A 23,993-nucleotide genomic window follows, 5' to 3' on the forward strand; every position below is an offset into this window, starting at 1 on the left:
GATTCGCCGCGAGGCGCGGCTCCTACAGGGGGAGGCGGTGCTTGTGGTGCTTGCGTAGGAGCCCCGGCCCGGGGCGAAGCGTTTGGTTGTGCGGTGTTCTTGCGATTCGCCGCGAGGCGCGGCTCCTACAGGGGGAGGTGGTGCCTGTGGTGCTTGCGTAGGAGCCCCGCCCCGGGGCGAAGCTTATGGTTTGCGGTGTTCCGGAGGATGCTTCGCGGCGGGGCGTCGCTCCTACGGGGGGCTGTGATTTTTTGTGGGAGCCCCGCCCCGGGGCGAAGCTGTTGGTTTGCGGTGTTCCGGAGGATGCTTCGCGGCGGGGCGCCGCTCCTACAGTTATATGATGCATACAAAAACGCCGGCTCATGGCCGGCGTTTTTGTTTATCGTCAAGGCTTACAGTACAGCGTGGATGGCGCGAGTGACGCTGTCCAGGTTGCCGTTGTTCAGCGCGGCGACGCAGATGCGGCCGGTGCCGACGGCGTAGATGCCGAATTCTTCCTTAAGGCGTTCCACTTGCTCCACGGTGAGGCCGGAGTAGGAGAACATGCCGCGTTGCTCGGCGACGAAGCCGAAGTCACGCTTGGCGCCCAGTGCGGTCAGTTGCTCGACCATGGCCAGGCGCATGCTGCGGATGCGGTCGCGCATTTCGCCCAGTTCGGCTTCCCACATGGCGCGCAGTTCGGGGCTGTTGAGCACGCTGGCGACCACGGTGGCGCCGTGGGTCGGCGGGTTGGAGTAGTTGGTGCGGATCACGCGCTTGAGCTGCGATAGCACGCGGGTCGATTCTTCACGGCTGCTGGTGACCAGCGACAGGGCGCCGACGCGCTCGCCGTACAGTGAGAACGATTTGGAGAAGGAGCTGGAGACGAAGAACTCCAGGCCCGACTCGGCGAACAGGCGCACGGCTTCGGCGTCTTGCTCGATGCCGTCACCGAAGCCCTGGTAGGCAATGTCGAGGAAGGGCACGTGCTCGCGTTCGCGCAGGACGTCCAGCACGGCTTTCCAGTCTTCGGTCTGCAGGTCGACGCCGGTTGGGTTGTGGCAGCAGGCGTGCAGCACGACGATGGAGCGGGCCGGCAGGTTGCGCAGGTCTTCGAGCATGCCGCCACGGTTTACGCCGTTGCTGAACGGATCGTAGTAGCGGTAGTTCTGCACTGGGAAACCGGCGGATTCGAACAGGGCGCGGTGGTTCTCCCAGCTCGGGTCGCTGATGGCCACGGTGGCGTCCGGCAGCAGGCGCTTGAGGAAGTCGGCGCCGATCTTCAGGGCGCCAGTACCGCCGAGTGCCTGGGTGGTGATCACGCGGCCAGCTTCGATCAGGGCTGCGCCTTTGCCGAACAGCAGTTCCTGCACAGCCTTGTCGTAGGCGGCAATGCCTTCGATGGGTAGGTAGCCACGTGGCGCGTGCGCCTCGATACGCGCTTTTTCGGCTTCTGCGACGGCGCGCAGCAGCGGAATCCGTCCCTCCTCGTTGTAGTAGACGCCCACGCCAAGGTTGACCTTGGTCGCGCGGGTGTCGGCGTTGAATGCTTCGTTGAGGCCCAGGATGGGATCGCGCGGAGCCATTTCGACGGCAGAGAAGAGACTCATGATGGATGCGGCAACTCGAGTGAGGGGTGGGTGGCCAGGCGTCCCCGACAAAAGCGCTAGGGGGCGCGTAAACGGGGCGTTAGTATAACGGCCCTGAATCCAGGGGGCGACAGCGCAAAGCCCTGAATTAAGGCCTTTTGCCAGGTAATTTGACTCTACCTGGAACTATCGCTGAATCGCCCCGCAATTCATGGCTTTGACGCCGCCCGGCAGGGCGCGTCACAGCCATTTGTCGAGGTACTGCATGTCCGAGTTTCAGTTGGTGACCCGCTTCAAACCTGCCGGCGATCAGCCCGAGGCGATCCGGCAGATGGTCGAGGGGCTGGAGGCGGGGCTTTCGCACCAGACCCTGCTGGGTGTGACGGGCTCGGGCAAGACCTTTTCCATCGCCAACGTGATCGCCCAGGTACAGCGTCCGACCCTGGTCCTGGCACCGAACAAGACCCTGGCGGCGCAGCTGTACGGCGAGTTCAAGTCATTCTTCCCGAACAACGCGGTGGAGTATTTCGTCTCCTACTACGACTACTACCAGCCCGAAGCCTACGTACCGTCGTCGGACACCTTCATCGAGAAGGATGCCTCGATCAACGACCACATCGAGCAGATGCGCCTGTCGGCGACCAAGGCGCTGATCGAGCGCAAGGACGTGATCGTGGTCTGCACCGTGTCGTCGATCTACGGCCTGGGCAGCCCCGAGGAGTACCTGAAAATGGTGCTGCACCTCGATCGCGGCGACAAGATGGATCAGCGCGCGCTGCTGCGCCGCCTGGCCGAGCTGCAGTACACACGCAACGACATGGATTTCGCCCGTGCGACTTTTCGCGTGCGCGGCGATGTGATCGATATCTTCCCGGCGGAATCGGATCTGGAAGCCATTCGCGTCGAGCTGTTCGATGACGAAGTGGAGAGCATCAGCGCCTTCGACCCGCTGACCGGGGAGGTGATCCAGAAGCTGCCGCGCTTCACCTTCTATCCCAAAAGCCACTACGTCACGCCGCGTGAAACCTTGCTGGAGGCAGTTGAGCAGATCAAGGTCGAGCTGCAGCAGCGTCTGGAGTACCTGCGTGGGGCGAACAAGCTGGTGGAGGCGCAGCGCCTGGAGCAGCGCACGCGCTTCGATCTGGAGATGATCCTCGAGCTGGGCTACTGCAACGGCATCGAGAACTACTCGCGCTACCTGTCGGGCCGCCCGTCCGGCGCGCCGCCACCCACTCTCTATGACTACCTGCCGGACGAAGCGCTGCTGGTGATCGACGAGTCCCACGTTTCGGTGCCGCAGGTCGGTGCGATGTACAAGGGCGACCGTTCGCGTAAGGAGACGCTGGTGGAATACGGTTTCCGTCTGCCTTCGGCGCTGGACAACCGGCCGATGCGTTTCGAAGAGTGGGAGGCGGCCAGCCCGCAGACCATCTTCGTGTCCGCTACGCCTGGGCCTTACGAGGGCGAGCATGCCGGACGGGTGGTGGAGCAGGTGGTTCGTCCCACTGGGTTGGTCGACCCGCAGATCGAGGTGCGTCCGGCGCGTACCCAGGTCGATGACCTGCTTTCGGAGATTCGTCTGCGCGTGGCGGCTGGGGATCGCGTGCTGGTCACCACCCTGACCAAGCGTATGGCTGAAGACTTGACTGACTACCTGGGCGACCATGACGTGAAGGTGCGCTATCTGCACTCGGATATCGATACCGTGGAGCGGGTGGAGATCATTCGTGATCTGCGCCTGGGCACTTTCGACGTACTGGTGGGTATCAACCTGCTGCGTGAGGGGTTGGACATGCCCGAGGTGTCGCTGGTGGCGATTCTCGATGCGGACAAGGAAGGTTTCCTGCGTAGCGAGCGTTCACTGATCCAGACCATTGGTCGCGCGGCGCGTAATCTCAACGGTCGGGCGATTCTCTACGCCGACAACATGACCGGCTCGATGCAGCGTGCCATCGGCGAGACCGAGCGGCGTCGTGCCAAGCAGATCGCTTTCAACGAAGCCAACGGCATCGTGCCCAAAGGCGTGCAGAAGGACGTCAAGGACATCCTCGAAGGCGCCGTGGTGCCTGGTGCGCGTAGCAACAAGCGCAAGGGCATGGCCAAGGCGGCGGAGGAGAGCGCTCGTTATGAAAATGAATTGCGCTCGCCGAGCGAGATCACCAAGCGTATTCGTCAGCTGGAAGAGAAGATGTACGCCCTGGCGCGCGACCTGGAGTTCGAGGCCGCAGCGCAGATGCGCGACGAGATTCAGAAGCTGCGTGATCGGTTGTTGCAGGTGTGATGTTGCCGCGTGGCGCGGGGGGCGCCTGTGTAGGAGCCCCGCCCCGGGGCGAAGCTGCTGGCTTTGCGGTGTGCTTGCGATTCGCCGCGAGACGCGGCTCCTACAGGGTGGTGCGGTGCCTGTGGGATTTGTGTAGGAGCCCCGCCCCGGGGCGAAGCTTTTGGTTTTGCGGGTGTTCTCTCGATTCGCCGCGGGGCGCGGCTCCTACAGGGTGGTGCGGTGCCTGCGGCATTTGTGTAGGAGCCCCGCCTCGGGGCGAAGCTTTTGGTTTTGTAGCGTTCTCTCGATTCGCCGCGGGGCGCGGCTCCTACAGGGTAGGGCGGCGCCTGCGGGGTTTGTGTAGGAGCCCCGCCTCGGGGCGAAGCTTTTGGTTTTGCGGTGTGCTCTCGATTCGCCGCGGGGCGCGGCTCCTACAGGGTGGTGCGGTGCCTGCGGCATTTGTGTAGGAGCCCCGCCTCGGGGCGAAGCTTTTGGTTTTGTAGCGTTCTCTCGATTCGCCGCGGGGCGCGGCTCCTACAGGGTAGGGCGGCGCCTGCGGGGTTTGTGTAGGAGCCCCGCCTCGGGGCGAAGCTTTTGGTTTTGCGGTGTTCTTGCGATTCGCCGCGGGGCGCGGCTCCTACAGGGTGGGCGGCGTCTGCGGCGTTTGTGTAGGAGCTCCGCCCCGGGGCGAAGCTGTTGGCTTTGCGGTGCTTTGGCGAACGATTCGCGGCGGGGCGCCGCTCCTACAGATCGGGCGGTGTTGGCGTTAATGCGCGGCGCCGCCACCCGCCATGCTCTGCGGCAATTTCCGTGTCAACAGGATCGCCAGCATGCTCACACCCAGGGCGATGCCGATGAAATGGAAGGCATCGTTGTAGGCCATGATGATCGCCTGTTCATGGACGATCTGGCTGAGCTTGGCCAGTGCCGCCTGTTCGCTACCCAGGGTTTGCGTCAGAAGGTGCAAGCGTTCATCGACCTGCGGGTTAGTCGGCACGATGGATTCGCGCAAGTAGTCGAAATAGACCTTGGCGCGGGCATCCAGCAAGGTGGCGAGCAGGGCGGTGCCGATGGCGCCGCCGAGGTTGCGCAGGATGTTGAACAGGCTGGAGGCCGAGCCGGCGTCCTGCGGCAGGATGTAGGCGGTGGCGATCAGTGACACGGTGACCATCACCAGCGGCTGGCCCAGGGCGCGGATGATCTGGATGTGCTGGAACTGTTCGCCGGCGAAGTCCAGGTTGAGTACGCCGGAGAAGAAACTCGCCGCGCCGAACAGGGCAAAGCCCAGGGCGCACAGCCATTTAGGCGAAATGATCTGCATCAGCTTGGGCACCAGCGGAATCAGGAACAGCTGCGGCACACCCATCCACATGATCACTTCGCCGATCTGCATGGCGTTGTAGCCCTGGATCTGCGCCAGATACAGCGGCAACACATAGATCGATCCATATAGCCCGACGCCGAGGCCCAGGCTGGAAATGCTGGCCAGGCCGAAGTTGCGTTCGCGCAGCACGCCCAGGTTGATCAGTGGATTGGGGCGGGATATCTGCAGGATGACGAACAGGATCAGGCTGACCAGCGCCACGCTGCCCAGGCCGACGATCAGTTGCGATTCCAGCCAGTCCTTGCGGTGGCCTTCCTCGAGAAATACCTGCAGGCAGCCCAGGCCCAGACCAAGGGTGACGATGCCGGCGTAGTCGGTGGTCTTCAGCAGCTCCCAGTGCGGCGCCTTTTTTTCCAGGCCATAGAGCAGCCCGGCGATCATGATCAGGCCGGGCGGTACGTTGATGTAGAAGATGTATTCCCAGCCCCAGTTCTCCGTGAGCCAGCCGCCCAGCGTCGGCCCTATGGAGGGGGCGAAGGTGGCGGTGATGGCGAACAATGCCATGCCCTTGGCGCGGTGGTGCTCGGGTAGCTTGATCAGCGTCATGGTGAACGCCAGCGGAATCAGCGCGCCGCCGGTGAAGCCCTGCAGGGCGCGGAACACGATCATGCTCTCCAGGCTCCAGGCAAGGGAGCACAGCAGCGAGGCGATCAGAAAGCCTACCGACACCCACACGGCCAGGCGGCGCGCCGAGAGCAACTGCACCAGCCAGGCGGTCAGCGGGATCATGATGATCTCGGCCACCAGATAGGACGTGGAAATCCACGAACCTTCCTCAAGCGTTGCGGACAGTGCGCCCTGGATGTCCTTCAGCGATGAGTTGGTGATCTGGATATCCAACACCGCCATGAAAGCGCCGAGCATGGCACTCATCACCGCAATCCAGTCGCGGCGGCTGGGCTCCGCCGTGGGGCGGATCAGCGCATCACCCGCCATGGCTTTCGTCGCTGCGTAGATCGACCGTGACCTCCACCGACATGCCGGGGCGGATCAGTCCATGCAGCGGGTTGTCGGCGGCGAAGGTCAGCTTGACCGGGATGCGCTGCACCACCTTGGTGAAGTTGCCGGTGGCGTTGTCTGGCGGCAGCAGGCTGAATTGCGCGCCGGAGGCGGCGAACAGGCTGTCGATGCGGCCTTCGATGGGGGTGTCGGGATAGCTGTCGAACAGCAGTTCGGCTTTCTGCCCAGGGTGCATGTGGCCGATCTGGGTTTCCTTGAAGTTGGCCTGGATCCAGATGTCCTGATCCGGTACCAGCGACAGCAGGTAGGCGCCGCTTTGCACCACCTGGCCTTCACGGGCCGAGCGCTGGCCGACCATGCCGCTGATCGGCGCATGGATCTGCGTGCGCGAGAGGTTGAGGTCGGCCTGTTCCAGGTCGGCCTGCGCCGAGAGAATCAGCGCGTCCAGGCGTTTGAGCTCGGCTTCCAGGCTGGCGACCTGCTGACGCTGAGCCTGCAGATCGGCCTGGGCCTTGGCCACTTGCGAGCGGGCCACGCGGTTGTCGGCGGCCAGGGTGGTGACGCGTTCTTCGGAGACGTACCCCGGCTTGCGCAGGGTCTGTGCGCGGCCGAGATCGAGCTTGGAGCGATCGAGGGTCGCCTGGCTGGCGGCGACGTCGGCCTGGCTGGCGGCAATCAGGCTGGCCTGCTGGTCGAGTTTGCTCTGCGCCTGGGCGCGTTCGGCCTGGTGAGTTTCCAGGGCGGCGAGGGCGCGCTGGCGAGCCAGGCGGAAATCGGCGTCTTCCAGCACGGTCAGGAGTTGGCCGGCTTCGACATGTTGGTTGTCGCGCACCAGGACCTTTTCGATGCGTGCATTCAACTGGCTGGAGACGCGAGTGCCTGACGGCGCACGGGACGCCGCGCAGCGTTGCCGGGCTGGAGGGGTATCGGGCGATCCTGCTGCAGCATGACGCCCCGCGTTACTGGCCGCTGTTGTGCGAACATCTGCCGTGCCAGCGGGTGATGACCTGCAACAACATCACCTTCGCCCGTGAGGCGACGCTGGCAGGTGCCGGGATTTGCGGGTTGCCGGTGATGATCAGCGAGGGGGCGGTGCGCAGCGGGCGTTTGGTCGAGCTGCTGCCCGAGGCGCGTCTGCCGGTGGGGGAGGTGTAGCCATCTACCCGTCGCGGCGCTTCCAGGCGATGAAGGCCAAGACCTTCCTCGACTTTCTCATCGCCAGCTTGCCGATCACCCGCGGCGGGTTGCTGGAGCCAGGGGCCGTCGGCCTGCTAACATCGCCCGCTTGATTCAATCCTCGTGTCTTCCATCCGAGAGCATTCATGACCACCGTCCGTACCCGTATCGCGCCATCGCCAACCGGCGATCCCCATGTCGGCACCGCCTATATCGCGTTGTTCAACCTGTGCTTCGCTCGTCAGCACGGTGGCCAGTTCATCCTGCGCATCGAAGACACCGACCAGGTTCGCTCGACTCGTGAGTCCGAACAGCAGATTTTCGATGCCCTGCGCTGGCTGGGCATCGAGTGGGACGAAGGCCCGGATGTCGGCGGCCCGCATGGCCCGTACCGGCAGAGCGAGCGTGGCGAGATCTACAAGAAGTATTCGGACGAACTGGTCAGCAAAGGCCATGCCTTCCCATGCTTCTGCTCCGCCGAGCGCCTCGATGAAGTGCGCGCGCAGCAGATGGCCAACAAGGAAACTCCGCGCTACGACGGCCACTGCATGCACCTGGAACCGGCCGAGGCGCAGCGTCGCATCGCCGCGGGCGAATCGCACGTTGTACGGATGAAGGTGCCGAGCGAAGGCGTTTGCGTGGTGCCGGACATGCTGCGTGGCAATGTCGAGATCCCATGGGATCGCATGGACATGCAGGTGCTGATGAAGGCCGATGGCCTGCCGACCTACTTCCTGGCCAATGTGGTCGATGACCACCTGATGGGCATTACCCATGTACTGCGTGGCGAGGAATGGCTGCCGTCGGCGCCCAAGCTGATCAAGTTGTACGAATACTTCGGTTGGGAACAGCCGGCGCTGTGCTACATGCCGCTACTGCGTAACCCGGACAAGAGCAAGCTGTCCAAGCGCAAGAACCCCACCAGCATCACCTTCTATGAGCGCATGGGCTATCTGCCGCAGGCCATGCTCAACTACCTGGGACGCATGGGCTGGTCGATGCCGGACGAGCGCGAGAAGTTCTCCCTGGCCGAGATGATCGAGCACTTCGACATCAACCGCGTGTCGCTGGGCGGGCCGATCTTCGATCTGGAGAAGCTGTCCTGGCTCAACGGCCAATGGTTGCGTGAGTTGCCGGTGGAGACCTTTGCCGCTGAAGTGCAGAAGTGGGCGCTCAACCCCGAGTACCTGATGAAGATCGCGCCGCACGTGCAGGGCAGGGTGGAGACCTTCAGCCAGATCGCACCGCTGGCCGGCTTCTTCTTCTCCGGTGGCCTGAACCTGGACGCCAAGCTGTTCGAGCACAAGAAACTCTCGCCCGACCAGGTGCGTCAGCTGATGCAGCTGATCCTGTGGAAGCTCGAGTCGCTGCGTCAGTGGGAAAAGGATCGCATCACCGGCTGCATCCAGGCGGTGGTCGAGCACCTGGAGCTGAAGCTGCGTGACGCCATGCCGCTGATGTTCGCCGCCATCACCGGCCAAGCCAGCTCGGTGTCGGTGCTCGATGCCATGGAAATCCTCGGCCCCGATCTGACCCGCTTCCGCCTGCGCCAGGCGCTGGAGCTGCTCGGCGGCACCTCGAAGAAAGAGGCCAAGGAGTGGGAGAAGCTGCTGGCGAGCATCGCCTGATGTAGGGTGCGCCGCGCGCACCGGGGTATCCTCGGTTGCGGCGGTGCGCGTGGCGCACCCTACGGTTAGGCCGGCGTTTGATTGTCGGGTTGGCTCTAAGTAATTGTTCTAGTGGCAAAAACTTTGGGCTGGCAGGAAAAATGTTGTTGACAGCCAATCGGGGCGCTCTTAACATGCGCCCCGTCCTCGAGATGGGGCTATAGCTCAGCTGGGAGAGCGCTTGCATGGCATGCAAGAGGTCAACGGTTCGATCCCGTTTAGCTCCACCAATCTCGGCTCCTTCGGGAGTGCCAGAGTCGATGTGAGTCGATTCACGATCAGGGTCTTGCGTCCCCTTCGTCTAGTGGCCTAGGACACCGCCCTTTCACGGCGGTAACAGGGGTTCGAGTCCCCTAGGGGACGCCATTTATTCCAGCCGTAGCGCTCAGGCGCTGCAGCCAGACCGAAAGGTTTCGGGGCTATAGCTCAGCTGGGAGAGCGCTTGCATGGCATGCAAGAGGTCAACGGTTCGATCCCGTTTAGCTCCACCAAACACTGACAAGGCCAGCTTAGTGCTGGCCTTGTTCTTCGAAGGTTTTGTCCCCTTCGTCTAGTGGCCTAGGACACCGCCCTTTCACGGCGGTAACAGGGGTTCGAGTCCCCTAGGGGACGCCATATTCCAGTCGCAGCGCGCAAGTGTTGCGAACCGACCGCAAGGTTTCGGGGCTATAGCTCAGCTGGGAGAGCGCTTGCATGGCATGCAAGAGGTCAACGGTTCGATCCCGTTTAGCTCCACCAATCACACTCAAGGCCAGCCTAGTGCTGGCCTTGTCGTTCGAAGAACTTCGTCTAGTGGCCTAGGACACCGCCCTTTCACGGCGGTAACAGGGGTTCGAGTCCCCTAGGGGACGCCATTTTTCTTGCCGCATTTGCGGAACCCAGGGGCCACTTCTTCGGAAGTGGCCCCTTTTTGTTTTCGCCCCCTTTCTTTTTCTGATGCTGGTTCGCCCGTCTTGCCATGCTGACCGGCGGTCGATCTGGTGACTTGCAAAATAATATGATGATCGTAATATTGCATTCATCATATTAAGGGCGCGGTCATGAGCGGACGCAAAAGTGAAACCCGTAAGCGCATTCTCGCTGCGGCAGGGCGTGTGCTCGCAGAGCGCGGGCCAGGTGACCCGGCGGTGGCTGAGGTCATGGCTGAAGCGGGGCTGACGGTCGGCGGCTTCTACGCGCACTTCGCCAGCAAGGATGCGCTGATGCTCGAGGCATTTCGTCAGTTGCTCCGGGTGCGGCGTGATCGCCTTGCGCAGGTCGATCAGAGCCTGACAGGCAGAGAGCGGCGAGTGCTCTTGGCCGCTTTCTACCTTTCGCGTAGGCATCGTGACGATGCTGACGATGCTGACGATGCTGACGATGCTGACGAGCGCTGCCCGCTGCCGAGTTCGCTGGCGGAAATTGCGCGGTTACCGGATGGCTTTCGCCAGACCTTGGCTGAGCACATTGAGCTGATCACGGCGCAAATGAGCGGGACGCCGGAAGAGGGCGATGTGGCGCTGGCTGACCTGGCGCTGATGATTGGTGGTCTGACACTGGCGCGGGCCTTGGGACCTGGCGAACTGTCCGACCGGGTGTTGCGTGCTGCCAAGTCGGCAGTTGTGTGAAATCAAGCGTGAAGGAGAGGGTGATGAACCAGATGACCTGGGTCCGTGGTGTCAATGCAACGCTGGGTAGAGTGGCGCCGCAACTGATCGCCAGTCGTTTGCGCGAACGGTTCATGACGCCGCGCACTTCGTCGCCGCGGGATTGGGAGCTGCCGCTGTTGGCAAGTTCCGAGCGCATTACCCTGCGTTTCGGTCTCTCTGCGCTGCGTTGGGGCAGCGGCCCTACAGTGCTGCTGATGCATGGCTGGGAGGGGCGCCCGACCCAGTTCGCGCTGCTGATTCGCGGTCTGGTCGATGCGGGTTATGGTGTTGTCGCACTGGATGCGCCTGCCCATGGTCGATCGCCGGGGCGTGAGGCCAATGTGGTGCTGTTCGCACGTGCGTTGCTCGAGGCGGCCAGTGAGTTGCCGCCGCTACGCGCCGTGATCGGTCACTCGATGGGAGGGGCTAGCGCGCTGCTGGCCACGCAAATGGGCTTGCGCAGCGAGACCCTGGTGACCATCGCCGCGCCGAGCCGTATCTTGGGGCTGTTGCGCGGCTTCGCTCGATTCATGGGGTTGCCTGCCGAAGCGCGTGCGCATTTCGTGCATCAGGTGGAAAAGACCGCCGGCATCCCGGCCGCGCATCTCGACGTGCAGCGCTATCAACTGGAGCTGCCGGGCCTGATCGTGCATGCCGAGGATGATCCAGTGGTGCCGGTGGGCGAAGCCGACCTGATCCACCAGGCCTGGTTCGACAGTCAGCTGCTGCGTCTACCGGCGGGTGGGCATCAGCGCCTGTTGAGTGATCCGGTGCTTCTGCAGGCCGTGCTCGAGCTACTGGAGCAAGTGCCTCAGGCGTCGTTGAAGGCGTTGGCTTCGTAACTGACCACGAGGTTACGACCGCTTGCCTTGGCGCGATACAAGGCACGGTCTGCCAGTTCCAGCCATTGCTCACCGCAGCCGGGGTCACTCGGTACGCCGGCGTGCAGGCCGATACTCAGGCTCAGCGCTATCGACTGCTGTTGGTAGAGGCAGGGGGTCTGCGCGAGGTCTTCGCGCAATTGCTCGGCCAGGTCGAGTGCGCCGGTCAGATCCGTGTTGTCGAGCAGGGCGGCGAACTCTTCGCCGCCGAAGCGTGCCAGCAGATCGCTGCTGCGCAGGCGTTGTTGAATGCGCTGGGCCGCATGACGCAGGCAGGCATCGCCCGCCAGGTGGCCGTAGCGATCATTGACCTGCTTGAAGTGATCCAGATCCAGCATCAATACCGCCAGCGACTGCCGGCTGCGCTCGGCGCGGGCGCAGGCGCGAGCCAGTTCTTCGCTGAGTGTCTGGCGATTGAACAGGCCGGTGAGTCCGTCACGGCGATTCAATTCCGCCAGGCGCATGTTGGCGTTCGACAGTTGCTGAAGAGTGTCCTGCAGCGTCGCGGTACGCTCCTGTACACGGTGTTCCAGGTTTTCACTGATCTGCGTCTGCAGTTCCAGGTGCTTGGTCTGCTCGGTACGCAGGCGGCGCTCCTGATCGATCAGTTTGGCCTGGGCCAGGCGTTCGGCTTCCTGCACGTGACGGATACGTGAGGCCAGGGCGATGGAGAACACCGTCATCTCGATCAGGCCGCCGATCTGCTGGGCATGCAGAGTCAGCAGCGAGTAGGGCAGCAGACCAGTGCCAGTGAGGATGCTGGCAAGGCTGGCAGCAATCAGCACGAACCAGCCCAGGGCGAACAGGCGCGCTGCGGCATAGCCGCCCCGCCAGCGCAGCAAGGTGATGATGAAGGCGGCTATGGCGCAGGCGACCACCAGCACGAAGCTGCCGATCAGGGCCGGTGCGTACGGGCCAAACAACGCCATCCCTAGCACCAGCCAGGCGCAGACCTTGAGTGTGTTGGCGACCCAGCGGTACGGCTTCGCGGCCTTGTCCAGTTCCAGCACACCGTAGGTGAAGTGAATGCCGAACAGCGTCGCCAGTGCCGAGCTGAGCGGGAAGCTCAGTTGCTGCCAGGTCAGGGCGTTTGGCCACAGCCATTGCAGGGCGAAGCCGAGCTGAATGAACTGGTAGAGGCTGAAGCTGGCGACGAACAGGCTGTACCAGAGATAGTTGCGGTCGCGAGTGATGCAGAAAATGCTCAGGTTGTAGATCAGCATCGCGATCAGGGCGCCGAAGAACAGGCCCTGTAGCAACAGGCTGCGCTGTTCCTGGTGGTCGAAGGCATCGCGGGTCATCAGGCTGGCGCTGAGGTTCGCCGAGCCATCGGTTTGCATGCGCAGCCAGATGCGCTGCTGCTCGCCGGACTCCAGGTCGAGGGGGAGTACCAGTTGCCGGTGCTCGACCCAGCGCCAGTCAAAGGGACGCTGGTCGCCGGAGCGGTAGATGCGTTTGCCGTCCAGGCCGTAGGCGTCGAGTTGATCCAGCAGGGGATTGCCGATCAGTAGAACCCAGCCAAGCGAGCGATTGTGCGGATTGTGTACATCCAGGCGCAGCCAGTAGGTGCTACCGCTGTAGCCGAAGCTGGCATCGCGCCGGGCGACGGCCTGCCAGGCGGCGTCGGGTAATGCGCGGACATCGACGAAGTCGGCCTGGCCATCCGGGTCCTCCCAGACGTGCATATAGGGACCGGGCAGTGTCTGCGTCTGACCGATCGGCAGCGGCAGGCTTTCTGCCCAGCTCAGCGCTGGCAGCAGTAGAGGCATCAATAGGCGCAGGATGGCAGTCAATTGCTCGTTCTCGGGCTCTCAGGCGAGTGCGCTGCATTATGGCGCGCGGTGATGGCGTGATGAAAGCTCGGCACTGCATGGAAGGGCTGTGCGGCGTATCATGCGGCACCTGGCCGAACGGTCGCCGAGGATGCAGGCGGCCATGTTCTTGAATCGGATCACCCAGCTTGCCGCATGCAGGCTGCACACCTGGAGGTACAGTCATGAACTGGGAGTTGCCCAGCCCCTTCGTCATCGATATCGAAGTGAGCGCAGAGGACATCGACGGCCTCGGCCATGCCAACAACGCGGTGTACGTCAGTTGGCTGGAGCGCTGCGCCTGGCGGCATTCGCAGTTCCTGGGGCTGGACCTGGTCGAGTATCGCCGTCTGGATCGGGCCATGGCGGTGGTGCGTCACGAGATCGACTATCTGGCCAGCGCCTACGAAGGGCAGCATCTGCAGATGGCGACCTGGATCGTCGAGTCCGACCAGCGTCTGAAGATGGATCGGCGCTTCCAGCTGGTGCGCCCGGAAGATGGCGCCACCTTGTTGCGCGCCAAGACCACCTTTGTCTGCATCGAACTGTCCAGCGGGCGCCCGAAGCGCATGCCGGCGGAATTCGTCGAAGGCTATGGCAAGGCGCTGATGCAGCCCTACCCGCTGGAGCTGTAAGGCCGCTCAGTCGATCAACGGCGCGAGAAATACCTGCTCCGGCTCAACCATGACGGCGAACTGGCGGGTTTCACCGGGGCGCAGGATGACGGACTGCGCCACATCCGGTCCACGGCCGCCGCAATAGCCGTCCGGCGACATGGCCACGGCGACGCTCAGTTCGCCGTTGGGCAGATCCAGGCTGGTTTGCTCACCGGGGCCGAGTTTCGCCATTACCTGCTGGTTGACGTAGAGCTCCACATCGCAGGCATTCGGCGCGTTGTTATCGCGACTGAAAATGAGCCGGGCCGGTGCATCAGCCACAGGGGCCGTGGGGGCCGGCTCGGTAGCAGTGGGCGGGGTATCGCTGGCTTGGGCGGCCATGCAGAACAGGCCGAGCAAGGCGGGTGCGATCAGGCGCATGGTAAAGCCTCCGTTTGGCGTCAGCGGCAGTGTCGCCCATCTTGCGCGGCGCGTGCGACCCCTTAAACTATGCGCCCCATTTTCTGGACAACCTCATGCAAATCGCCCTGGCGCCCATGGAGGGGCTGGTCGACGAGATTCTGCGCGACGTACTGACTCGCATCGGTGGTATCGACTGGTGTGTCACCGAGTTCATTCGTGTCAGCGAGCGGCTGTTGCCCGCGGCCACCTATCACAAGCTGGCTCCCGAGTTGTTCAACGGCTCACGCACCCGGGCCGGTACGCCGATGCGCGTACAGTTTCTCGGCTCCGATCCGCAGTGCCTGGCGGATAACGCTGCGTTCGCCTGCACGCTCGGCGCCCCGGTGATCGATCTCAATTTCGGTTGCCCGGCCAAGACGGTGAACAAGTCGCGCGGCGGCGCAGTGCTGCTCAAGGAGCCGGAGCTGCTGCACGCCATTGTCCGTGAGGTAAGGCGCACGGTGCCGGCCGAGATTCCGGTGACGGCGAAGATGCGCCTGGGCTTCGAGGGCAAGGAGGGGGCGTTGGATTGTGCGCGTGCACTGGCCGAGGGCGGGGCGAGCCAGATCGTCGTGCATGCGCGGACCAAGGTCGAGGGTTACAAGCCGCCGGCGCACTGGGAGTGGGTGGCGCGGGTGCAGGAGGTGGTCGGCGTACCGGTGTTCGCCAATGGCGAGGTGTGGACACTGGACGATTGGCGTCGCTGCCGTGAGATCAGCGGCGTGGATGACATCATGCTGGGCCGTGGCCTGGTGTCCCGTCCGGGGTTGGCGCGGCAGATCGCGGCGGTCAGAGCTGGCGAAGAGCCCGAGGACATGAGCTGGGTCGAGCTGCAGCCGCTGTTGCTCGATTTCTGGCAGCAGGCGCGGCGCAAGCTGGCGCCGCGCTATGCGCCAGGGCGCCTGAAGCAGTGGCTGGCGATGCTCACGCGCACCTACCCGGAGGCCGTTGCGCTGTTTGCCGAGGTGCGCCGCGAGCAGGATTGCGAGCGTATCGATCAGCTGCTGGCGCCATCTCCGTAGGAGCCCCGCCTCGGGGCGAAGCTCTTGCTTTGAAGGGGCTCTGTCGCTTCGCCGCGGGGCGCGGCTCCTACATGAACGGTGCCGTCTACCAGGAGGCATTGCGCAATGGATGTGCAATGCCGTGTTGTGTAAACGCGTTTTTCAGATGCTTGAAAATTCTCCACCTGACCTCAGATAAGTGACTGCGGGATGCCGAAGTCGGGTTCCGCGATATGAACCTTGCTGAAATTTTCAGGAGAATACTCATGAGCAACGTACTGTCCCTGGCCCCACTGTTTCGCCAGTCTGTCGGTTTCGACCGTTTTAACGATCTTTTCGAATCTGCCCTGCGCAGCAATGACGCTGGCAGTTCCTACCCGCCCTACAACGTCGAGAAGCACGGCGAGGACCACTACCGCATCGTGGTCGCGGCTGCCGGCTTCGAGGAAGACGACCTGGAGTTGCAGGTCGAGCGTGACGTGCTGACCGTGGTCGGCAACAAGCGTGATCGCAGCGCCGAAAGCATCAGCTACCTGCATCAGGGCATCGCCCAGCGCGCGTTCAAGCTGTCCTTCCGCCTGGCTGACCATATCGAGGTCAAGGGTGCCAATCTGGTCAATGGTCTGCTGCATGTCGAGCTGGAGCGCATTGTGCCGGAAGAGGCCAAGGCCAAGCGCATTCCTATCGGTAGCCAGCGTCCTGCGCTGGAAAACTGAGCCGCTGATGCATGAACCAAGAAGGCGCCCCACGGGGCGCCTTCTTCGTTTCAAGCGACAGTCTGCCTGCGGCTGCTTCCTCGGTAAGGGCGCTGACAGATTACGCTCGCTGCCTTTCCAGTAGTTGACGAAAGGCATCCTGCGGCAGCGGTTTACTGAACAGATAGCCCTGGTAGAGATGGCAGTCCTGTGACTGCAGAAAGTCCAGTTGGTCCTGCTGCTCGACCCCCTCGGCGATCAGCGCCAGGCCCAGGCTGCGCGCCATGGCGACGATGGCACGGATGATCTCGGCATCGTTGGGATCGTGGGTGGCGTCACGCACGAAGGACTGATCGATCTTCAGCATGTCCACCGGCAGGCGCTTGAGATAGGTCAGCGAGCTGTAACCTGTTCCGAAGTCGTCCATGGCGAAGCTGACGCCGTGCTTTTTCAGGCGCAACATCTTGCCGACGGTATCATCGATATTCTGAATGACGATGCCTTCGGTGATCTCCAGCTTGAGCATGGTGTTGGGCAACTGGCTGTCACGCAGGCTACTGGCGACTCGTTCGACGAAGTCGTGCTGGCGGAACTGCCGCGGGCTGATGTTGACGCACAGGCTGAAACGCTCGCTGTCGACCAGGCTGTCAGCCAGCAGTTGGGCGCAGAAATGGCAGGCCTCGGCCAACACCCAGCCACCGACTTCGACGATCAGCCCGCTCTCTTCCAGCACCTGAATGAACTGCGCGGGCGACTGTGGGCCCAACTGCGGATGCTGCCAGCGCAGCAGTGCCTCGGCGCCGACCACCTTGCCATCACGGGCATCGACCTGGGGCTGGAAGTGCAGTTCGAACTCGCCGCGCGCCAGGGCCAGGCGCAGATCGTTCTCCAGGCGCAGACGGGCGCTGGCGGCGTCCTGCATGGTGGTGCGAAACAGCTGGATGGCATTGCGCCCGGAGTCCTTGGCGCGGTATAGGGCGATATCGGCGCGCTTGAGCAGATCCGCCGGGGTATTGCCGTGATCGGGAATCAGCGCAACGCCGATGCTCGGGGTCACCTGCAGGCGGTGGCCGTCCAGCAGCATCGGTTCGGCCAGTAGCTGGCGCAGCTTGTCGGCGACCTGGCGAACGTGGCGGGTGACCTCCGAGCGCTTGCCCTCCAGGCCGGAGAGCAGCACCACGAATTCGTCGCCGCCGAGGCGGGCCACGGTGTCCTCCAGACGCACGCTGGCTTCCAGGCGCGCAGTGACCAGTCGCAACACGGAGTCGCCGACAGGATGGCCGAGCGAGTCGTTGATGTGCTTGAAGTGGTCGAGGTCGAGGAACAGCAGGGCGCCGCGCAGATCATGGCGCTTGAGCAGGGCGATCTGCTGGGTCAGGCGGTCCATCAGCAGGGCGCGGTTGGGCAGGTTGGTCAGCGCATCGTGGTAGGCCAGGTGCTGTACCTGCGCCTGCGCCTGCTTCAGTTCGCTGATATCGCGCGCGGTGAGCAGCAGGCAGGGTACGCCATTGAGTTCGATGGGTTGCACGGAAACGTCGACCAGACGCACCTCGCCGTCACGATGCCGGCCATGCATTTCCATGTGCAGCACCTGGCCCTGCTGGGTCAGGTGCTCGATCATGCGCACGCGCTCTTCGGGGTAGGCCCAGATGTCCAGCTCGAAGGCCGTGCGACCGACTACTTCGTCCGGCAGATAGCCGGTGATGCGGGTGAAGCCTTCGTTGACCTCGATATAGCGCCCGCTGTCACGTTCGGTGATGGTGATGGCGTCCGGGCTGGAGTGGAAGGCCTTGGCGAACTTCTCTTCCGAGGCTTGCAGGCGCTGCTCGCGCAGCAGCCGCTCGCTGATATCGACCAGCGTGCCGACCATGCGCTGCGGTTGGCCGGTATCGTCGAGCTGCAGTTTGGCGGTGCTTTCGAGAAAGCGCAGGCCGCCATTTTCCAGCTGTACACGATAGGTGACCTGATAGTGGCTGCGGTGTTCTGCGACCAGACTCTGGTAGCTCTGGCGCAGACTGTGTCGATCCTCCATCGGTACCTGACGGAAGAAGTCGAGGAAGGCGCCTTCGAACGGTAACGGCTCCAGGCCTTGCAACTGGGAGGCCCGGGCGCTGGCAAACAGCCGACTACTGGGAATGTGCCAGTCCCAGGTGCCCAGATCGGCCGACTCCAGGGCCAGGCGCAGGCGCTGCCTGCTTTCGTTGAGTGCCTGCTCCTGCACGCGCTGCTCGGTGATGTTGCGCACGGTGAGAACTAGGCAGGAGGTGCCGTTCAACTCGATTTCGCCACCGAACAGCAAGTTGCTGGTGACACTGCCGTCGCGGCTGAACAGTCGTACCTCGAGGTTGTTCAGGCGCCCGGTCTGCGCGGCGTCGAGCATACGCTGGCGGTCGCTGGGGTCAGCCCAGATGCCCAGCTCCAGTGAGGTGCGGCCCACGGCTTCGGCGCTGCTCCAGCCAAATTGCTGCTCGAAACTCGGGTTGACCTCGATGAAGCGGCCTGTCGCCCGGTCAGTGATGGCCACTGCGTCGGGCGTATGCATGAAGGCCTTGGCGAACTTTTCCTCACTGGCGCGCAGGGCATTTTCTGCGCGCTTGCGTTCGCTGGTATCGAGGAAGGTGCAGAGCATCAGGCGCTCGCCCTGCAGCTCGATGTACTGGCTCGACAGTACGCCATCGAGAATATCGCCACCACGGGTGCGCAGTTGTACTTCCTGAATCACCGGCTCGCGGCTCAGTGGCGCTTGCTGGCGCAACTGATCGCGCTGGCTGGCGTGAACCCAGAGATTCAGCTCATGGGTGGGGCGGCCAAGAATGTCGCTGGCGTTCCAGTCGAAGGCGTGGGTGAAGTGCTGGTTCACCTCGACAATCTCGCTGTTGTCGTAGCGCACCAACATCATGATGTCGGGGCTCAGGCGGAACAGGCTGGCGAAGCGTTCCTCGGAGGCGCGCAGAGCCTCGGCACGCTCCTGCTGGGCACTGATGTCGCGGATCACGCCGAACATGCGCGGCCGACCATCGGCCTCGCGTTGCAGGCTGCCGGTGATCTCCAGCCAGTGCAGGCTGCCGTCCGGCCAGCGGATACGGTGGCGCAGGGCGTTGTCAATCTGTTCGCCCTTGAGGATGGCGTCGAATTTAGCCAGGACCTCGGCACGTTCCTCTTCGGGAATCAGCTCGATGTAGTGCAGTTCTCGCGTGACCGGGCGATTGGGGTCGAGGCCGAACAGGGCCTGGGCGCCGCGCGACCAGTTCACCTGACCACTGCGAATGTCCCAATACCAGGTACCGAGATGGGCGCCGTTCAGCGCGGCCAGCAAACGCGGCGCGTCTTGCCAGGTTTGCTCGAATTCGGCGGGATCCATCGCCGGTATATGTGGCAGGGGCGGGGTCTGGTCAGTCGATCTGGCCATGGCCGTACCTTCCTCCGGAGTGCGCGATGCGCGGGGCGGGCGTTAGAGGCATGTAGATATGTTTTTGTCGTTATGTCGCCACGTTAGTCTCAGTTCGGATACCTATGCAAGATCATCGCGCTGGCTGTCGAGCAGATCCATGAATGCCCGTGCGGCATTCGACAGGGTGCGCTCGGTATGCAGGATGTAGCCCAACTGGCGGGTCAGCTGGATGCCCGGTATCGGCAGGCGAGCGACCTGATCGTCGAGCATGGTGCGCGGCAGCACGCTCCAGGCCAGGCCTATGGACACCATCATCTTGATGGTTTCCAGGTAGTTGGTGCTCATGGCGATGTTGGGCGTCAGGCCCTGGGCCTCGAACAGGCGCTGCACGATGTGATGGGTGAAAGTGTTGCCGCCGGGGAAGACCGCAGGATGCTGCGCCACGTCGGCCAGGCTGATCACCTGGCTGCGCGCCAGCGGGTGTTCCGGTGCGGCTACGAAATCCAGCGGGTCGTCCCACACGGCGACGGCACGGATCGGCTCACGAGTTTCCGGGGCAAGGGTAATCACCGCCAGCTCGGCGCGACCATGCAGCACTTCTTCGTACGCGACCTCCGAGTCGAGGAACTGGATATCCAGTGCCACCTGAGGATGCGCGCGGGTAAAGGCGCGCAGCAGGGCGGGCAGGCGGTGCAGGCCGATGTGGTGGCTGGTAGCCAGGGTCAGGCGGCCGCTGACTTCGCCGGACAGGTTGGTCAGCGCGCGACGGGTATCGTCCAGCACGTTGAGGATCTGGTAGGCGCGCGGCAACAGGGCACGGCCGGCCTGGGTCAGGCCAATCTCGCGGCCGAGGCGGTCGAACAGGCGCACGCCCAGTTGCTGTTCCAGGCCGGCGATGCGCTTGCTCACTGCAGGCTGGGTCAGGTGCAGGCGCTCGCCGGCTTCGGAAAAGCTGCCGGTTTCGGCAATGGCGATGAAGGCGTTGAGGTTGGCCAGATCCATGGAACGCTCCGGTAAGTAATGATGCGCTGAGCATACATTCCTCTTCGGAATCCTTTGAATAAAAAATATGAATTTGAGTTATTTCGTGCCTGGCAATAGCATTCTCCCCATAAGCCGAAGGGCCATTTTCGCCCAGGCATAGAAAGGTGCACTTCTGACGCCGGGCGGTGATAACGCAGGCAGTTTCCGGATGTGCTCAAAAGGCGCTGATGAGGTAAGGCTGATGACTGGCAAGACGCTCTACGACAAGCTCTGGGAAATGCACGAAGTGAAACGTCGCGACGACGGTTCCTCGCTGATCTACATCGATCGTCACATCCTCCATGAGGTGACCTCGCCGCAGGCCTTCGAAGGCCTGCGTCTGGCCGGGCGCAAGCCGTGGCGCATCGACGCCAACATCGCTACGCCGGATCACAACGTGCCGACCACCAAGGCCGAGCGTCAGGGGGGCCTCGAAGCCATCGCCGACGAAGTCTCGCGTATCCAGGTGCAGACCCTGGACGAGAACTGCGATGACTTCGGCATCCTCGAGTTCAAGATGAACGACGTGCGCCAGGGCATCGTCCACGTGGTCGGGCCGGAGCAGGGCGCTACCTTGCCGGGTATGACTGTGGTCTGCGGCGACTCGCACACCTCCACCCATGGCGCCTTCGGTGCGCTGGCCCATGGCATCGGCACCTCCGAGGTCGAGCACGTGCTCGCCACCCAGTGCCTGGTGGCCAAGAAGATGAAGAACATGCAGGTGCGCGTCGAAGGCAAACTGCCATTCGGCGTCACCGCCAAGGACATCGTGCTGGCCGTGATCGGCAAGATCGGTACCGCCGGTGGTAACGGCCATGCCCTGGAGTTCGCCGGCAGCGCGATCCGCGATCTGTCGCTGGAAGGGCGCATGACCATCTGCAACATGTCCATCGAGGCTGGCGCCCGTGTGGGCCTGGTAGCGGTGGACGAGAAAACCATCGCCTACGTCAAGGATCGTCCATTCGCGCCCAAGGGCAGCGACTGGGACAAGGCCGTGGCGCAGTGGCAGAACCTGGTGTCCGACGCTGATGCGGTGTTCGACACAGTGGTCGAGCTGCGCGCCGAAGACATCAAGCCGCAGGTCAGCTGGGGCACTTCGCCGGAGATGGTCCTGGCCGTCGACCAGAATGTGCCGGACCCGGCTGCCGAGGTCGACCCGGTGAAGAAGGATTCGATCACCCGCGCACTCAAGTACATGGGCCTGAGCGCCAACCAGCCGATCACCGATATTCAGCTCGATCGCGTGTTCATCGGCTCCTGCACCAATTCGCGTATCGAGGACCTGCGCGCTGCCGCCGAGGTGGCCAAGGGGCGCAAGGTCGCCAGTACCATCAAGCAAGCCATGGTGGTGCCGGGTTCTGGCTTGGTGAAACAGCAGGCCGAGGCCGAGGGGCTGGACAAGATCTTCATCGAGGCTGGTTTCGAATGGCGTGAGCCGGGCTGCTCCATGTGCCTGGCGATGAACCCGGACAAGCTGGGCAGTGGCGAGCATTGCGCGTCCACCTCCAACCGCAACTTCGAAGGCCGTCAGGGCGCCGGTGGCCGTACCCACCTGGTGAGCCCGGCCATGGCTGCCGCTGCGGCAGTGACCGGTCGTTTCATCGACGTTCGCGAATTGATCCAGGCCTGAGGAGCTAGATGATGAAAGCCTTTACCCAACACACCGGCCTGGTCTGCCCGCTCGACCGTGCCAACGTCGACACCGACCAGATCATTCCCAAGCAGTTTCTGAAGTCGATCAAACGCACCGGCTTCGGCCCCAACCTGTTTGACGAGTGGCGCTACCTGGATGTTGGCCAGCCGAACCAGGACAACTCTAAGCGCCCGATCAACAAGGACTTCGTGCTCAACTTCCCGCGCTACCAGGGCGCCAGCGTACTGCTGGCCCGCGAGAACTTCGGCTGCGGCTCTTCGCGCGAGCACGCGCCGTGGGCGCTGGACGAGTACGGTTTCCGCACGGTGATCGCGCCGAGCTTCGCCGACATCTTCTTCAACAACAGCTTCAAGAACGGCCTGCTGCCGATCGTCCTCAAGGTCGAAGAGGTCGATGCGCTGTTCGAGCAGGCCGAGGCCACCGAGGGTTATCAGCTGACCGTCGACCTCGAGGCGCAGACCGTGACTCGCCCTGATGGCGTGCAGTACAGCTTCGAGGTCGATGCCTTCCGCAAGCACTGCCTGCTCAACGGCCTGGACGACATCGGTCTGACCCTGCAGGATCAGGACGCGATCAAGGCGTTCGAGGTCGGTTATCAGCAGAGCAGCCCCTGGCTGTTCGGCGCAATCAAGTAACGCATTCGATAGGGTGTGTTGGGCCGCTTAGGCTGTGCGCACCGGATCAATCATTATTCAAGCGGTGCGCAGGGCGCACCCTACGGTTCGGATGAGGATGTGATGAGCAAGCAGATTCTGGTTCTCCCTGGCGACGGTATCGGCCCGGAAATCATGGCCGAGGCGGTCAAGGTACTGAACCTGGCCAACGACAAGTACGCCCTGGGTTTCGAACTGAGCTTCGATGACCTGGGCGGCGCCGCCATCGACCGCTACGGCGTGCCGCTGGCCGACGAGACTCTGGCGCGCGCCCGAGCCGCCGATGCCGTGCTGCTCGGCGCCGTAGGCGGGCCGAAGTGGGATACCATCGATCCGGCCATCCGTCCGGAGCGCGGCCTGCTGAAGATCCGTTCGCAACTGGGCCTGTTCGGCAACCTGCGCCCGGCCATCCTCTACCCGCAACTGGCCGAGGCTTCCAGCCTCAAGCCGGAAGTGGTGGCTGGCCTGGATATTCTCATCGTGCGTGAACTGACCGGTGGCATCTACTTCGGCCAGCCGCGCGAGAGCAAGGTGCTGGAAAACGGCGAGCGCATGGCCTATGACACCCTGCCGTACAGCGAGAGCGAAATCCGCCGCATCGCCAAGGTCGGCTTCGACATGGCGCGCGTGCGCGGCAAGAAGCTGTGTTCGGTGGACAAGGCCAACGTCCTGGCGTCCAGCCAGCTGTGGCGCGCCGTGGTCGAGGAAGTGGCCAAGGACTACCCGGACGTCGAGCTGAGCCACATGTACGTCGACAACGCCGCCATGCAACTGGTGCGTGCACCCAAGCAATTCGACGTGATGGTCACCGACAACATGTTTGGTGACATTTTGTCTGACGAAGCTTCGATGCTGACCGGTTCCATCGGCATGCTGCCGTCGGCATCCTTGGACGCCAACAACAAGGGCATGTACGAGCCGTGCCATGGCTCCGCGCCGGACATCGCCGGCAAGGGCATCGCCAACCCGCTGGCCACCATTCTCTCGGTCTCGATGATGCTGCGTTACAGCTTCGGCCAGGTTGCTGCCGCCGATGCCATCGAGAAAGCGGTGAGCCTGGTGCTGGATCAGGGCCTGCGTACCGGTGACATCTGGTCCGAGGGCAAGACCAAGGTCGGTACCGCTGCCATGGGTGATGCAGTAGTCGAAGCGCTGCGTAGTCTGTAATCTTCCCAGCCCCGCC

The 23,993-nt window shown here is 63.3% G+C and carries 16 protein-coding genes, 6 tRNA genes and 2 pseudogenes; 17 read left to right on the forward strand and 7 right to left on the reverse strand.

Annotation, left to right across the window (positions count from 1 at the left end):
- Positions 1-392 precede the first annotated feature (392 nt).
- A complete protein-coding gene (locus BLS08_RS06650; protein ID WP_090336271.1) occupies positions 393-1,589 on the reverse strand; it encodes an amino acid aminotransferase in 1,197 nt (398 codons plus the stop codon).
- A 244-nt stretch (positions 1,590-1,833) separates the two neighbouring features.
- Here BLS08_RS06650 and uvrB point away from each other — a divergent pair, with 244 nt between their 5' ends.
- Positions 1,834-3,849: an excinuclease ABC subunit UvrB gene (uvrB, locus tag BLS08_RS06655; RefSeq protein WP_090336273.1), complete on the forward strand. Its 2,016-nt coding sequence runs from the start codon at positions 1,834-1,836 to the stop codon at positions 3,847-3,849.
- 745 nt (positions 3,850-4,594) lie between these two features.
- Here uvrB and BLS08_RS06660 read toward each other — a convergent pair.
- Positions 4,595-6,148 carry an MDR family MFS transporter gene (locus tag BLS08_RS06660; protein ID WP_090336274.1) on the reverse strand — a complete coding sequence of 518 codons (1,554 nt, stop codon included), beginning with the start codon at positions 6,146-6,148 and terminating at the stop codon, positions 4,595-4,597.
- Positions 6,138-7,049, reverse strand: a pseudogene (locus BLS08_RS06665) (HlyD family secretion protein); the annotation flags it as partial. The pseudogene BLS08_RS06665 and the gene BLS08_RS06660, both read right to left, overlap by 11 nt.
- A 2-nt stretch (positions 7,050-7,051) precedes the next feature.
- Here BLS08_RS06665 and BLS08_RS06670 point away from each other — a divergent pair.
- The 10 genes and pseudogenes from BLS08_RS06670 to BLS08_RS06715 all read left to right on the forward strand — a co-directional run.
- Positions 7,052-7,461, forward strand: a pseudogene (locus tag BLS08_RS06670) (LysR substrate-binding domain-containing protein); the annotation flags it as partial.
- Between the two features lie 33 nt (positions 7,462-7,494).
- Positions 7,495-8,976, forward strand: coding sequence for a glutamate--tRNA ligase (gene gltX / locus BLS08_RS06675; protein WP_074859226.1), 1,482 nt, complete (start codon positions 7,495-7,497; stop codon positions 8,974-8,976).
- Between the two features lie 193 nt (positions 8,977-9,169).
- A tRNA-Ala gene (locus BLS08_RS06680) sits at positions 9,170-9,245 on the forward strand.
- A gap of 60 nt (positions 9,246-9,305) precedes the next feature.
- A tRNA-Glu gene (locus tag BLS08_RS06685) sits at positions 9,306-9,381 on the forward strand.
- Positions 9,382-9,430: 49 nt separating this feature from the next.
- Positions 9,431-9,506 (forward strand) — tRNA-Ala (locus tag BLS08_RS06690).
- Positions 9,507-9,554: 48 nt separating this feature from the next.
- Positions 9,555-9,630 (forward strand) — tRNA-Glu (locus tag BLS08_RS06695).
- A gap of 47 nt (positions 9,631-9,677) precedes the next feature.
- A tRNA-Ala gene (locus BLS08_RS06700) sits at positions 9,678-9,753 on the forward strand.
- A 46-nt stretch (positions 9,754-9,799) separates the two neighbouring features.
- A tRNA-Glu gene (locus BLS08_RS06705) sits at positions 9,800-9,869 on the forward strand.
- A gap of 186 nt (positions 9,870-10,055) precedes the next feature.
- Entirely contained in the window at positions 10,056-10,622 is a 567-nt protein-coding gene (locus BLS08_RS06710; RefSeq protein WP_090336276.1) for a TetR/AcrR family transcriptional regulator, read from the forward strand.
- A gap of 23 nt (positions 10,623-10,645) precedes the next feature.
- Positions 10,646-11,485 (forward strand): alpha/beta hydrolase family protein, encoded by an 840-nt coding sequence (locus BLS08_RS06715; protein WP_090336278.1) that lies wholly within the window; start codon positions 10,646-10,648, stop codon positions 11,483-11,485.
- On the opposite strand, the gene BLS08_RS06720 is transcribed toward BLS08_RS06715, so the two are convergent.
- Entirely contained in the window at positions 11,455-13,317 is a 1,863-nt protein-coding gene (locus tag BLS08_RS06720; RefSeq protein WP_244155367.1) for a sensor domain-containing diguanylate cyclase, read from the reverse strand. The two genes, BLS08_RS06715 and BLS08_RS06720, sit on opposite strands and share 31 nt — an antisense overlap.
- A 203-nt stretch (positions 13,318-13,520) precedes the next feature.
- Here BLS08_RS06720 and BLS08_RS06725 point away from each other — a divergent pair, with 203 nt between their 5' ends.
- Complete coding sequence (locus tag BLS08_RS06725; RefSeq protein WP_017677327.1) at positions 13,521-13,970, forward strand: acyl-CoA thioesterase; 450 nt, start codon at positions 13,521-13,523, stop codon at positions 13,968-13,970.
- A 6-nt stretch (positions 13,971-13,976) separates the two neighbouring features.
- Here the strand turns inward: BLS08_RS06725 and BLS08_RS06730 are convergent, their stop codons facing one another.
- Positions 13,977-14,372, reverse strand: coding sequence for a hypothetical protein (locus BLS08_RS06730; protein WP_090336282.1), 396 nt, complete (start codon positions 14,370-14,372; stop codon positions 13,977-13,979).
- 95 nt (positions 14,373-14,467) lie between these two features.
- On the opposite strand from BLS08_RS06730, the gene BLS08_RS06735 reads away from it, so the two are divergent.
- The gene (locus BLS08_RS06735) at positions 14,468-15,415 is read left to right on the forward strand and encodes a tRNA dihydrouridine synthase (protein ID WP_090336284.1); all 948 of its coding nucleotides are present in this window, start codon (positions 14,468-14,470) and stop codon (positions 15,413-15,415) included.
- Positions 15,416-15,660: 245 nt separating this feature from the next.
- Positions 15,661-16,110, forward strand: a complete 450-nt coding sequence (locus BLS08_RS06740; RefSeq protein ID WP_021489943.1) for an Hsp20 family protein — start codon at positions 15,661-15,663, stop codon at positions 16,108-16,110.
- A 100-nt stretch (positions 16,111-16,210) separates the two neighbouring features.
- Here BLS08_RS06740 and BLS08_RS06745 read toward each other — a convergent pair whose 3' ends face one another.
- Positions 16,211-19,498, reverse strand: coding sequence for a sensor domain-containing protein (locus BLS08_RS06745; protein WP_090336286.1), 3,288 nt, complete (start codon positions 19,496-19,498; stop codon positions 16,211-16,213).
- Between the two features lie 102 nt (positions 19,499-19,600).
- Entirely contained in the window at positions 19,601-20,482 is an 882-nt protein-coding gene (locus tag BLS08_RS06750; protein ID WP_003461102.1) for a LysR family transcriptional regulator, read from the reverse strand.
- A gap of 223 nt (positions 20,483-20,705) precedes the next feature.
- Between BLS08_RS06750 and leuC the strand changes: the two genes are divergently transcribed.
- The 3 genes from leuC (at position 20,706) to leuB (ending at position 23,977) form a co-directional block, all read left to right on the forward strand.
- Entirely contained in the window at positions 20,706-22,133 is a 1,428-nt protein-coding gene (gene leuC / locus BLS08_RS06755) for a 3-isopropylmalate dehydratase large subunit (protein WP_090336287.1), read from the forward strand.
- 11 nt (positions 22,134-22,144) lie between these two features.
- The gene (gene leuD / locus BLS08_RS06760; protein ID WP_045733081.1) at positions 22,145-22,792 is read left to right on the forward strand and encodes a 3-isopropylmalate dehydratase small subunit; all 648 of its coding nucleotides are present in this window, start codon (positions 22,145-22,147) and stop codon (positions 22,790-22,792) included.
- A gap of 102 nt (positions 22,793-22,894) precedes the next feature.
- The gene (gene leuB / locus BLS08_RS06765; protein ID WP_074914547.1) at positions 22,895-23,977 is read left to right on the forward strand and encodes a 3-isopropylmalate dehydrogenase; all 1,083 of its coding nucleotides are present in this window, start codon (positions 22,895-22,897) and stop codon (positions 23,975-23,977) included.
- Positions 23,978-23,993: the final 16 nt, after the last annotated feature.

It is taken from the genome of Ectopseudomonas chengduensis (assembly GCF_900102635.1).
GTDB lineage: Bacteria > Pseudomonadota > Gammaproteobacteria > Pseudomonadales > Pseudomonadaceae > Aquipseudomonas > Aquipseudomonas chengduensis.

Coding starts and splice junctions, on each gene's coding strand:
- BLS08_RS06730 (WP_090336282.1), bottom strand. CDS start 14,372: ATGCGCCTGATCGCACCCGCCTTGCTCGGCCTGTTCTGCATGGCCGCC.
- BLS08_RS06725 (WP_017677327.1), top strand. CDS start 13,521: ATGAACTGGGAGTTGCCCAGCCCCTTCGTCATCGATATCGAAGTGAGC.
- BLS08_RS06660 (WP_090336274.1), bottom strand. CDS start 6,148: ATGGCGGGTGATGCGCTGATCCGCCCCACGGCGGAGCCCAGCCGCCGC.
- BLS08_RS06715 (WP_090336278.1), top strand. CDS start 10,646: ATGAACCAGATGACCTGGGTCCGTGGTGTCAATGCAACGCTGGGTAGA.
- BLS08_RS06750 (WP_003461102.1), bottom strand. CDS start 20,482: ATGGATCTGGCCAACCTCAACGCCTTCATCGCCATTGCCGAAACCGGC.
- BLS08_RS06745 (WP_090336286.1), bottom strand. CDS start 19,498: ATGGCCAGATCGACTGACCAGACCCCGCCCCTGCCACATATACCGGCG.
- leuB (WP_074914547.1), top strand. CDS start 22,895: ATGAGCAAGCAGATTCTGGTTCTCCCTGGCGACGGTATCGGCCCGGAA.
- uvrB (WP_090336273.1), top strand. CDS start 1,834: ATGTCCGAGTTTCAGTTGGTGACCCGCTTCAAACCTGCCGGCGATCAG.
- leuC (WP_090336287.1), top strand. CDS start 20,706: ATGACTGGCAAGACGCTCTACGACAAGCTCTGGGAAATGCACGAAGTG.
- gltX (WP_074859226.1), top strand. CDS start 7,495: ATGACCACCGTCCGTACCCGTATCGCGCCATCGCCAACCGGCGATCCC.
- BLS08_RS06735 (WP_090336284.1), top strand. CDS start 14,468: ATGCAAATCGCCCTGGCGCCCATGGAGGGGCTGGTCGACGAGATTCTG.
- BLS08_RS06650 (WP_090336271.1), bottom strand. CDS start 1,589: ATGAGTCTCTTCTCTGCCGTCGAAATGGCTCCGCGCGATCCCATCCTG.
- BLS08_RS06740 (WP_021489943.1), top strand. CDS start 15,661: ATGAGCAACGTACTGTCCCTGGCCCCACTGTTTCGCCAGTCTGTCGGT.
- BLS08_RS06710 (WP_090336276.1), top strand. CDS start 10,056: ATGAGCGGACGCAAAAGTGAAACCCGTAAGCGCATTCTCGCTGCGGCA.
- leuD (WP_045733081.1), top strand. CDS start 22,145: ATGAAAGCCTTTACCCAACACACCGGCCTGGTCTGCCCGCTCGACCGT.